Source organism: Lysinibacillus cavernae (assembly GCF_009724685.1).
GTDB lineage: Bacteria > Bacillota > Bacilli > Bacillales_A > Planococcaceae > Lysinibacillus > Lysinibacillus cavernae.
On sequence record NZ_WMEF01000012.1, the window covers coordinates 122916 to 134186 of the forward strand.

Annotated in this window: 12 protein-coding genes and 1 riboswitch; all 12 genes read right to left on the reverse strand. The window is 39.7% G+C overall.

Going from position 1 to position 11271, the window contains the following annotated elements:
• Window positions 1–20: 20 nt before the first annotated feature.
• The 12 genes from purN to GJU32_RS19455 all read right to left on the reverse strand — a co-directional run bounded on the left by purN (window position 21) and on the right by GJU32_RS19455 (window position 11072).
• The gene (gene purN / locus GJU32_RS19400; RefSeq protein WP_155593566.1) at window positions 21–590 is read right to left on the reverse strand and encodes a phosphoribosylglycinamide formyltransferase; all 570 of its coding nucleotides are present in this window, start codon (window positions 588–590) and stop codon (window positions 21–23) included.
• On the reverse strand, window positions 590–1645 hold the full coding sequence (gene purM, locus GJU32_RS19405) for a phosphoribosylformylglycinamidine cyclo-ligase (RefSeq protein WP_155593567.1): 1056 nt from the start codon (window positions 1643–1645) through the stop codon (window positions 590–592). The genes purN and purM overlap by 1 nt, the downstream gene beginning before the upstream one ends.
• A gap of 92 nt (window positions 1646–1737) precedes the next feature.
• Window positions 1738–3162, reverse strand: coding sequence for an amidophosphoribosyltransferase (gene purF / locus GJU32_RS19410; protein ID WP_155593568.1), 1425 nt, complete (start codon window positions 3160–3162; stop codon window positions 1738–1740).
• Window positions 3138–5372 (reverse strand): phosphoribosylformylglycinamidine synthase subunit PurL, encoded by a 2235-nt coding sequence (purL, locus tag GJU32_RS19415; protein ID WP_155593569.1) that lies wholly within the window; start codon window positions 5370–5372, stop codon window positions 3138–3140. The genes purF and purL overlap by 25 nt, the downstream gene beginning before the upstream one ends.
• Window positions 5359–6042, reverse strand: coding sequence for a phosphoribosylformylglycinamidine synthase subunit PurQ (gene purQ / locus GJU32_RS19420; protein WP_155593570.1), 684 nt, complete (start codon window positions 6040–6042; stop codon window positions 5359–5361). The genes purL and purQ overlap by 14 nt, the downstream gene beginning before the upstream one ends.
• A gap of 2 nt (window positions 6043–6044) precedes the next feature.
• Window positions 6045–6293 (reverse strand): phosphoribosylformylglycinamidine synthase subunit PurS, encoded by a 249-nt coding sequence (gene purS / locus GJU32_RS19425; protein WP_155593571.1) that lies wholly within the window; start codon window positions 6291–6293, stop codon window positions 6045–6047.
• Between the two features lie 2 nt (window positions 6294–6295).
• On the reverse strand, window positions 6296–7006 hold the full coding sequence (purC, locus tag GJU32_RS19430) for a phosphoribosylaminoimidazolesuccinocarboxamide synthase (protein WP_155593572.1): 711 nt from the start codon (window positions 7004–7006) through the stop codon (window positions 6296–6298).
• 128 nt (window positions 7007–7134) lie between these two features.
• Window positions 7135–8430 carry an adenylosuccinate lyase gene (purB, locus tag GJU32_RS19435; RefSeq protein ID WP_155593573.1) on the reverse strand — a complete coding sequence of 432 codons (1296 nt, stop codon included), beginning with the start codon at window positions 8428–8430 and terminating at the stop codon, window positions 7135–7137.
• Between the two features lie 13 nt (window positions 8431–8443).
• Window positions 8444–9568 (reverse strand): 5-(carboxyamino)imidazole ribonucleotide synthase, encoded by a 1125-nt coding sequence (purK, locus tag GJU32_RS19440; RefSeq protein WP_155593574.1) that lies wholly within the window; start codon window positions 9566–9568, stop codon window positions 8444–8446.
• Entirely contained in the window at window positions 9565–10053 is a 489-nt protein-coding gene (gene purE, locus GJU32_RS19445) for a 5-(carboxyamino)imidazole ribonucleotide mutase (protein WP_155593575.1), read from the reverse strand. The genes purK and purE overlap by 4 nt, the downstream gene beginning before the upstream one ends.
• 211 nt (window positions 10054–10264) lie before the next feature.
• A riboswitch (purine riboswitch) is annotated at window positions 10265–10363 on the reverse strand.
• 94 nt (window positions 10364–10457) lie between these two features.
• Window positions 10458–10652 (reverse strand): NETI motif-containing protein, encoded by a 195-nt coding sequence (locus GJU32_RS19450; RefSeq protein WP_155593576.1) that lies wholly within the window; start codon window positions 10650–10652, stop codon window positions 10458–10460.
• A gap of 144 nt (window positions 10653–10796) precedes the next feature.
• Window positions 10797–11072 carry a hypothetical protein gene (locus tag GJU32_RS19455; RefSeq protein ID WP_155593577.1) on the reverse strand — a complete coding sequence of 92 codons (276 nt, stop codon included), beginning with the start codon at window positions 11070–11072 and terminating at the stop codon, window positions 10797–10799.
• Window positions 11073–11271 lie beyond the last annotated feature (199 nt).

Genomic DNA, 11271 nt, shown 5'->3' on the forward strand with positions numbered 1-11271 from the left:
CGACCTAACTCTTCCTTCAGTTATTGTAATAATTGCTGTAAAGCCTTTGTATATAATAGATGCTCTTGCTTATGAATTTCAGCTTCTGTTGCCTCTCGATTCCCTTCAATGACAAGTACAGCAGCCTGCGCGATAATCGGGCCAGTATCCATCCCTTCATCAACAAAATGCACGGTTACACCTGTAATCTTCACACCATGGTTGATTGCCTGTCCAATGGCGTCCTTCCCAGGGAATGCTGGCAATAATGAAGGATGAATATTAACAATTCGTTGCGGAAAGGCGGCTAATAATACGTCACTAATTAATCGCATATACCCTGCAAGCACAATCCATTTCACATCGCGTTTACGTAAAGCTTCGATAATAGCTGTCTCATAAGCTGCCTTCGATGCGAACTCTTTTGGGTTTAATGCTAACACAGGAATCCCAAAGTTTTCAGCACGTGTCATTACAAATGCCCCAGGCTTATCTGTCACCACTAGTTCAACCTTTGCATGCAGTTCACCGCATTCAATGGCCTCTTGAATGGCTTGAAAATTACTACCGCTGCCTGATGCAAACACGGCGATTTTTGTTGGTGCAGTCATTACACTAAACTCCCATCATGTGAGCCATTGAATACTACTCCTTCACCTTCTACAACGCGACCAATTGTATAAGCTTTTTCTCCATTTGATTCTACTGCAGCGATTACTTTATCAACTTCATCTGCTGGAACAGCTATCACAAAACCAATACCCATGTTAAATACATTATATAAATCTTTATCTTCTAACTGACCTTTATCTTTTAGGAAGTCAAAAATACGTAATACTGGCCAAGAACCTAGGTCTATTTCAGTTGCTAGTCCTTCTGGCATCATACGTGGTAGATTTTCATAGAAACCTCCACCCGTAACATGTGCACAACCATGTACATCTGCTGCCTTTAAAGCTGCTAATACTGGCTTAGCATATAGCTTTGTTGGTACTAGAAGCGCCTCACCGATTGGCCCTAAATCTTCATAGCCTTCTACAATGGCATCCACCGCATAATCATGATCTGCAAAGACAATTTTACGTACTAAAGAATAACCGTTTGAATGTACACCACTTGATGCAATCCCAACAAGCACATCGCCTTCTACAATTTTTTCACCTGTAACAATGGCAGATTTTTCACAAGCACCTACTGCAAAGCCAGCTAAATCATATTCATCTTCTTCATAAAGTCCAGGCATTTCCGCAGTTTCTCCACCTATTAGTGCCGCACCAGATTGCACACAGCCATCTGCAACACCTTTAACAATTTGTTCGATTTTTGCAGGCTCTGCTTTTCCAAGAGCTACATAGTCTAAAAAGTACAGTGGTTCCGCTCCTTGTGCAACAATATCATTGACACACATTGCTACACAGTCAACACCAATTGTATCGTGCTTATCTACCATGAAGGCTAACTTTAACTTTGTTCCTACACCATCAGTACCTGAAATAAGAACAGGTTCTTTAAGATGAAGTTCTGACAAGTCAAACATGCCACCAAAGCCACCGAACGTTCCCATTACACCTAGACGGTTCGTACGTTCAACGTGAGACTTCATTCGTTTTACGGCTTCATAGCCCGCTTCAATATTTACACCTGCTTGTTCATATGCCTTTGACACGCAGAGTTCCTCCTTATTATCCAAATCGCCTAATTATCCTAGAAAATGTTGTACAGCCTTCTAGATATCACTAATCCGTTGCGATGGTTTTCTTAACGTAATAGTTCTTTTTCATGTGGTAAGATGGTATCCGGGAAAATCTCAGTTGGATATTTACCTGTAAAGCAAGCTAGGCAAAGTCCACGGTTGTCATCTTCATATGGTCGTGCAATTGTCTCTACCATACCTTCAACAGAAAGGAACGTCAGAGAATCCGCACCGATTGTTTCACGAATCTCATCTACTTTATGACTAGAAGCAATAAGTTCTTCATGTGTTGATGTATCAATGCCATAATAACAAGGATTTGTCATTGGGGGTGAAGAAATCACAACATGAACCTCTGCAGCGCCAGCATCTTTTAACATTTTGACAATACGACGTGATGTTGTGCCTCGTACAATGGAATCGTCCACCATTACTACTCGTTTACCCTTTACGACTTGAACAACTGGTGAAAGCTTCATTTTCACACCACGTTCACGTAATTCTTGTGTCGGCTGAATAAAAGTACGACCAACATATCGGTTTTTAATAAGACCTAGTTCATAAGGAATACCACTTTCTTCTGCAAAACCAATCGCTGCTGAAATACTTGAATCAGGTACACCTGTTACAACATCAGCCTCGATATGCGCACATTCACGGGCAAGCTGTTTCCCCATACGTTTACGTGCCATATGAACGTTAATACCGTCAATATCCGAATCAGGACGTGCTAAATATACATACTCCATCGCACACATAGAACGTTTCTCCATATCAGCAAAACGATCTGATTTTACACCCTCATCGTTAATAATGATTAACTCTCCTGGCTCAACAGAACGAACGAATTCTGCGCCAATTAAATCAAATGCACAAGTTTCAGAAGCTACCACCCAGCCATCTCCTAGCTTTCCAAGAGATAGAGGACGTAAACCATGTGGATCACGTGCAACAAGCATTTCATCCTTTGTCATAATTAAGAAAGAGTACGCACCCTTTAATAAAGAAAGGGCATTTTTCACCTTCGCACGGAATGGTGAGTGCGAGCTTTTCTTAATAAGATGCGCCAGCACTTCTGTATCAGAGCTAGAATGAAAAATACTACCTTGACGCTCCAAATACTGTTTTAAATGTGTCGCATTGACTAAGTTACCGTTATGGGCAATTGAAAGGCTACCAGTTGAGGAATGGAATAATAATGGCTGTACGTTTTCGATACCACCACCACCAGCAGTCGTATAACGGACATGCGCAATAGCTGCTTTGCCGTTTACTGCCTTTAATTTATCTTCGTTGAAAACATCATTAACTAGTCCTTCGCCTTTCACCGCGCGAAGATGCTGTCCGTCTGAAACGACGATTCCAGCCCCTTCTTGTCCACGGTGTTGAAGAGCATGAAGCCCGTAATAGCTAAGGTGTGCTGGACTTGGGTTACCCCAAATACCAAACACCCCACATTCTTCGTTTAAGCCTCTGAGTTCAGCAAGCATGGGATTGCTCCTTTCCAATTAGAACGGAATTCCTCCACTGTACCTTCTACAAGCACACCTTTGTCCCCGTTGATTTTAACAAGTGCATCGTTTGTTACGACACCAATTTTTTGAGCATCTTTGATGATTTCTACAAATGCAGCAGCATTTTCTTCTTTTACTGTTACAACAAAACGAGATTGACTTTCACTGAATAATGCAGTTGTAGCAGAGCCAGTTAATGTTATGTCAACACCAAGGCCGTTTGCACCGAATGTTTTTTCAGCAATAGCTACAGCAAGACCACCCTCAGCAACGTCATGAGCAGATTGTACAAGTCCAGCTTTAATAGCCTTTAATAAAACTTGCTGACGTGCCGCTTCAACTTCTAAATCAATGGCTGGTGCTTTACCTGAAATAACGCCACCATTTAATAGTTTTTGAAGCTCTGAACCACCAAACTCGGTTTTTGTCTCACCAATCACAAATACGATATCCCCTGCAGCTTTTACATCCTGAGTTGTGACATGAGCTAAGTCTTCAATAAGACCAACCATACCGATTGTTGGGGTTGGATAAACCGCTTCGCCTGAACGTTCATTATATAGTGATACGTTCCCACCAATTACTGGCGCATTTAATGCTGTACAAGCAGCAGAAATACCGTCAGCAGATTTTTCAATTTGCCAGAAGATTTCTGGTTTCTCTGGATTACCAAAGTTTAAGCAATCTGTAATAGCAAGTGGCGTACCACCGGTTGCAACGATATTACGAGCTGCTTCAGCTACTGCGATAGCACCGCCCACTTCTGGATCTAGATAAATGTAGCGAGAGTTACAGTCTGTTGTCATTGCTAAACCTTTATTTGTACCACGTACACGGATAACGGCAGCGTCAGATCCTGGCTTAACAACTGTTGACGTACGTACTTGATGATCGTATTGATCGTATACCCATTCTTTTGAAGCAATTGTCGGTGCTTTTAATAGAGCATTTAACGTTTCTTTATAATCTGTAATAACTGGTTCTGTGTTTTCAATTGCTTGGAACTGAGCATAGTATGCAGGTTCAGCAGATGGCTTATGATAAACAGGTGCATCTTCCGCTAACGCATCAGCAGGTACTTCTGCCACTACTTGTCCATTGTGTAAAAGACGAAGCATTTTATCATCCGTTACTTGACCGATTGCTACTGCATCTAAATCATATTTATCGAAAATCGCTTTAATTTCATCTTCGCGACCTTTTTTCACAACTAATAGCATACGTTCTTGAGACTCAGATAACATCATTTCGTACGCTGTCATTCCTGTCTCACGTTGAGGCACTAAGTCTAAATTCATTTCTACACCAGAACCAGCCTTTGAAGCCATTTCTGCTGAAGAAGAAGTAAGACCAGCTGCACCCATATCTTGAATACCAACTAAAGCATCAGATTTTACAACTTCTAAACATGCTTCAAGTAAAAGTTTCTCCATGAATGGGTCCCCTACTTGTACTGCTGGACGTTGGTTTTCTGATTCCTCTGTCAATTCCTCCGAGGCAAATGTCGCACCATGAATACCGTCACGACCTGTTTTTGCACCAACGTACATAACTGTATTACCGACCCCTGCTGCAATACCTCGTTGAATATCTTTATGGTCAATTAAACCAACACACATTGCATTTACAAGAGGATTACCTTCATAGCAAGGATCAAATTGAATTTCGCCACCAACTGTCGGAATTCCAATACAGTTACCATAGCCTGCAATACCAGCTACTACTTCTTCAAATAGATACTTACCACGTGCAGATTTTAATTCACCAAAACGTAGTGAGTTTAGCATGGCAATTGGACGCGCACCCATTGAGAAAACATCACGGATAATGCCGCCCACACCCGTTGCAGCCCCTTGATAAGGCTCAATAGCAGATGGATGGTTATGTGATTCCATTTTAAATACTACTGCTTGTTCGTCACCAATATCAACGATACCTGCCCCTTCCCCTGGTCCTTGTAAAACTTGAGGCCCTTTTGTAGGGAATTTACGTAATACTGGCTTTGAATTTTTGTAAGAGCAGTGCTCAGACCACATTACTGAGAAAAGACCTGTCTCTGTCCAGTTAGGCAGACGTCCTAAAATACCTTCTACCAATGCAAATTCTTCGTCTGACATCCCCATACCAGCGTATAGCTTTTCGTCTTTAATTTGCTGTGCTGTTGGCTCAAACTTAGTTGTTGACATGATTTTCCCTCCACTGCTTCACAATTGATTTAAATACTGCTAGACCGTCTGCACCGCCCACCAGTGCATCAACAGCTCGCTCTGGGTGTGGCATCATCCCTAATACATTGCCGCGCTCGTTTATAATCCCTGCGATATCTTCTAAAGATCCGTTTGGATTGTCACCTGAGTATGTGAATACGATTTGATTGTTATCTTTTAGTGATTGTAAAGTTTCCTCATCACAGTAGTAATTACCTTCACCATGTGCGATTGGAATATTGATGATTTGACCTTGCTCATATTGATTTGTGAATAATGTATTGTTGTTTTCAACTTTTAGCTGTACTGTACGGCACATAAATTTTAAGTCTTTATTGCGCAGTAAAGCTCCTGGTAACAAACCTGCTTCCGTAAGGATTTGGAAACCATTACATACACCTAGTACAGGTTTACCAGCATCTGCTGCCTTCTTAACTTCTTCCATAATGTTAGATTGATTAGCCATTGCACCACAACGAAGATAATCCCCATAGGAGAAGCCTCCAGGTACTAATACGCCATCAAAGCCACTTAGATCTGTTGCTGTATGCCATACATATTCTACTTCTTCACCTAGCTCGTCTTTAATCGCATGATACATATCGATATCACAGTTTGACCCAGGGAATACGAGTACTGCGAATTTCATGATTAGTTAGCCTCCTCGACTTCGTAACGGTAGTCCTCAATTACAACGTTCGTTAAAACCTTTTCACACATTTCTTTTACTAGCGTATCAATGTCACGTTCTGTATCGTTAATTGTTAGTTCAAGATATTTACCGATACGTAAATCTTCTACTTCACCGTAGCCCATTTTAGCTAAAGAACCTTGTACTGCAGAGCCTTGTGGATCAAGAATGCTCTCACGTAATGTTACATAGATTTTTACTTTTTTCATTGTTATTTGCCTCCGAGTCTAGAAAGTATAATAGTATAAACTTCAGTTAAATTACCAAGGTCTCGACGAAAAACATCTTTGTCTAACTTTTGCTTTGTTGTTGCATCCCAAAGTCGGCATGTATCTGGTGAAATTTCATCTGCTAATAATACATTGCCGTCCGTATCACGACCAAATTCTAATTTGAAATCAATTAGTGTCACATTGACATCTGCAAAGATTGGCTGTAGAACTTTGTTAACGGCTAGCGCCCCATCATAAATAGCTGTTACTTCAGTAGGTGTCGCAAGATCAAGAACGTCAATATGCTCGGTTGTAATGAGTGGATCGCCTAACGCATCATCTTTATAATAAAATTCGACGATTGGTCGCTTTAAAGATGTTCCCTCTCCAAGACCAAGACGTTTTGCTAAACTTCCTGCAGCAATATTACGAACGACAACCTCAATCGGAATAATCTCTACTTTTTTTACAAGTTGTTGCGTATCCGATAACTGTTTTACGAAATGTGACGCAATTCCGTAAGCTTGTAATTTTTCGAAAATTAATGAAGTAATGCGATTATTTAAAATGCCCTTGCCTTCAATTTCCTCTTTTTTTTCACCATTGAATGCTGTCGCACTATCCTTGTATTCAACAAGTAGCACATTTGGCTCCTCAGTTGTATACAATTTTTTAGCTTTACCTTCATACAAAAGTTGACCTTTAGTCATGTCGTTTTTCCCCCTGATATTATGAGATACGCTTGTATTAATGTTCAGAATTGAACCGTGTCTCCACGATCCAACTCTGAAACATTTACTGGTGGCTTTAACATTTATTTAAGTTAGCTAAATAAATATTAGTTAAGTCCTAGTCGTTCAAAAATCATATCAACATGCTGTAAGTGATAGTTGTAATCAAAGCACTCATCCAGCTCTTCTTTAGTTAAATAAGATGTGATTTTTTCGCTTGCATCGACTAATGTACGGAACTGAACTTGCTCGTCCCATGCCTGCATTGCTAAAGGCTGTACAGTATCATAAGCTTCCTCACGTACTAATCCTTTATCAATCAAAGCTAACAAGATGCGTTGAGAATAAATAAGCCCAAATGTGCGACCCATGTTACGTTTCATGTTTTCAGGGAATACTGTTAAGTTTTTCACAATATTACCGAAGCGATTTAGCATATAGTTAAGCGTAATTGTTGCATCCGGTAAAATAACGCGCTCTGCAGATGAATGTGAAATATCACGTTCATGCCATAAAGCCACATTTTCATAAGCTGTCACCATATATCCGCGCATTAAACGTGACATACCAACCATGTTTTCAGAACCGATTGGATTACGTTTATGTGGCATTGCTGATGATCCTTTTTGTCCCTTTGCAAAAGCTTCTTCCACTTCGCGTGTTTCAGACTTCTGTAAACCGCGAATTTCTGTTGCAAATTTTTCAATAGATGTAGCGATTAAAGCTAGTGCACTAAAATATTGTGCGTGACGGTCACGCTGTAAAGTTTGTGTTGAAATCGGTGATGCTGCAAGTCCTAATTTATCGCAAACATATTGCTCAACACGAGGATCGATATTGGCATATGTTCCAACAGCTCCAGACATTTTCCCAGTTTCAATTACTTTTGCTGCTGCATCAAAGCGTTCAAGGTTTCGCTTCATTTCTTCATACCATAAACCAAGTTTTAAACCGAAAGTTGTTGGTTCTGCATGAACGCCATGTGTACGGCCCATCATGACTGTGTGTTTATGCTCTTTCGCCTTAGCAGCAATAATATCAATGAAATTCACGATATCTTTGCGTAAAATATCATTTGCTTGTTTGATTAAATAAGAAAGTGCTGTGTCCACTACGTCTGTAGAAGTTAAACCATAGTGTACCCATTTACGTTCTTCACCAAGTGTTTCCGAAACAGCACGAGTAAAGGCTACAACGTCATGACGAGTTTCTTGTTCAATTTCTAAAATGCGATTCACATCAAATGAAGCATTTTCGCGAATTTTAGCTACGTCCTCTTTTGGGATATCCCCTAATTCTGCCCAAGCCTCACAAGCTAAAATTTCAACCTCTAGCCAAGCTTGGTATTTATTTTGTTCTGTCCAAATTGCGCCCATTTCGGGTCTTGTGTAACGTTCAATCATCGCGAATCTCCTTCTATTCTGACCAGATGTCAGAACTCTCGATTTGTTGTAGTGTTTCCTCTAAGTCTTTTGTCATAATCGTTACATGGCCCATTTTACGGTTGACCTTAGCTTCATCTTTCCCATAAAGATGGATGGACCATTCAGGATATTTAGCAATTGAGTTACTAAGTGGCACGACATGCTGCCCTAATACATTGACCATAATGGATGGTGCCCAAAGTTGTGGCTTTCGTAATGGCCAACCACAAACAGCACGAATATGCTGATGGAATTGTGAAACATTACACGCTTCTATTGAATAGTGACCAGAATTATGAGGTCTTGGCGCTAATTCATTAATAACAATGCCACCATCTTCTAACACAAACATTTCTACCGCTAGCGTTCCTATTAAATGTAAGTAATCTGCAATTTTTAAAGCTTCTCGTTCCGCAGCTTGAGCTGTGCTTTCAGATATGCGAGCAGGCACAATTGTTTCATGCAGAATATGATGAACATGAATGTTCTCTCCAACTGGCTGACAATACGATTCACCATGACCATTTCTTTGAACAATGACTGAGACTTCCTTAATGAAAGGAACAAATCCTTCTGCAATACATTGAGAATGTGTGAATAGTTCTTTCGCTAAAGGTAAATCCTCAGTTGATTTTAAAAGCTGCTGACCCTTGCCATCATAACCACCTCTTGCTGTTTTGACTATACAAGGATAACCAATCGAATCAATATTGGCTACTAATTCTTCATAAGTTTTTGCAACAATATATGGTGCTACTGGACAACCAGCTTTCACAATGGCTTCTTTCTCCGTTACACGATTTTGTGTAACGCGTACCAACTCAGCTCCCTGAGGAACGTAAGCCATTTGTGATAAACGTTTTAAGCCTTCAAAATCAATATTTTCGAATTCATACGTGATGACATCACTTACTTCTGCAAGCTCTTCTAATGCAGCTTCATCATCATATGGAGCCACAATACGAATATCCGCTACTTGTCCACATGGTGAGTCCATTGCAGGTTCAAGAACAGCAATTTTAAAACCAGACTCTTTTGCAGCGAGTGCCATCATCCGACCAAGCTGACCTCCACCTATAATACCTATCGTTTGTCCAGGATAAATAATCTTCGTCACACTAAGTCACCTGTGCTTTCTAATACTTGCTGTTTTGTTGCTTCACGTCTAGCATCTAATTGATTAGCAAGTTCAGTATCTGTTGTAGACAAAATTTGAGCTGCAAGTAATCCTGCATTGGTTGCTCCCGCTTTGCCAATAGCTACTGTTGCTACAGGTACACCACCAGGCATTTGAACGATGGATAAAAGTGAATCTAGTCCGTTAAGTGCACGTGATTGAACCGGTACACCAATTACAGGTAACGTAGTTTTAGCTGCGACCATTCCTGGTAAATGTGCAGCACCACCTGCTCCAGCGATAATTACTTGTATTCCTCGCTTGCGAGCTGTTTCTGCATATTCAAACATTAAATCAGGTGTACGATGCGCAGATACAACCTTTTTTTCGTACGGTACTTGTAATTCATCTAAAATATCACATGCATGTTTCATTGTTTCCCAGTCACTTGAACTACCCATAATGACACCGATTTTCGGATTCATAAATTGTCGCTCCTTTTAAACGATAGAAAAATGATCAATTATTGTGCAAGCCTCTATTTTTAATAGCTACTGCAATTCTTATATTTTTCACAAAGAAAATCCCCAAATAAACTACTCTCTACCATTACACGTGAAAGCAGCTTACTTGAGGACTTATTAGGACAAGAATATTTCCATGTACTCAATTGTACATCGACCTTCTTGTATTAATGCCAAAAGCGCTTTCCCGCATAGTCCAGCATTTACGGTGCCGGGTAGAGACACTAGAGCCAATTCTCTAGCATATATGTGGGATTTATTTTGTTTTTCCTTATCACATTTTAACAAGTGATTGTCTTATCGTCAATGCAAAAATGCGAACATTTTTTATAAGTGCAAAAAAAACGTTCGGATTTTGGTCAAAATCACACAATTTCTTGAACAGGTATAGCTTTAAATTGAATTTTTTGACGCAAATAAGTTGGTTCACCATTAACTATATGAAAAAGCGGCTCTTCTTTTCGTCCAATGGCCATATAGCCATCCTGCCGCATTCTTGCTAAACAATCCTCTATTGATTCGTTTTCTTGTACCTCATACCAAATTTGCTTTTTCGCCAACTTTTTCTTCCTTTCCACTACATGTTTTATATCATCATCACTCATACTTCATTATACCTTTAGTTGCTTTAGGAAGTATGTAAGAACATATGAATGTTGTTCTTTAAATAGTAAAAAACTGCAGATTCATATCCACAGTTTTGATTAAGATTCATTATAACCATAAAAAGTTTTTAAATAGATGCCTAAAAATAATAGTAGTATAAACAAATGAAGAACAACAAGAACCATACGATGACCTTTAATGCCAAGTAAGGCACTGACAATGCCTAGAGCACCTAGAATAAAAGGCATAAACATATTTGCATCATAGAGAAATGTAAAAAAACCCCCATACCATTTCGTTGAATCATAACCAAACATAAAAAATGTTAGTAGTAGACACAAGATCGAAAGAGCAGAAAAAATGTTACGCCCCATGTTGATTCCTCCATTATCTAGCCCAATATATATATTGTTCAATGAATTAGTCATTAAGTTAGCATGGAAATAGTTTAATTTATTATATCATTTTATAAATACTTCATTAAATAAAAAAAGTCATGGAATACATCCATGACTTCAAATTGCTTAGCGACGTCCTACTCTCACAGGGGGAAGCCCCCAACTACCATCGGCG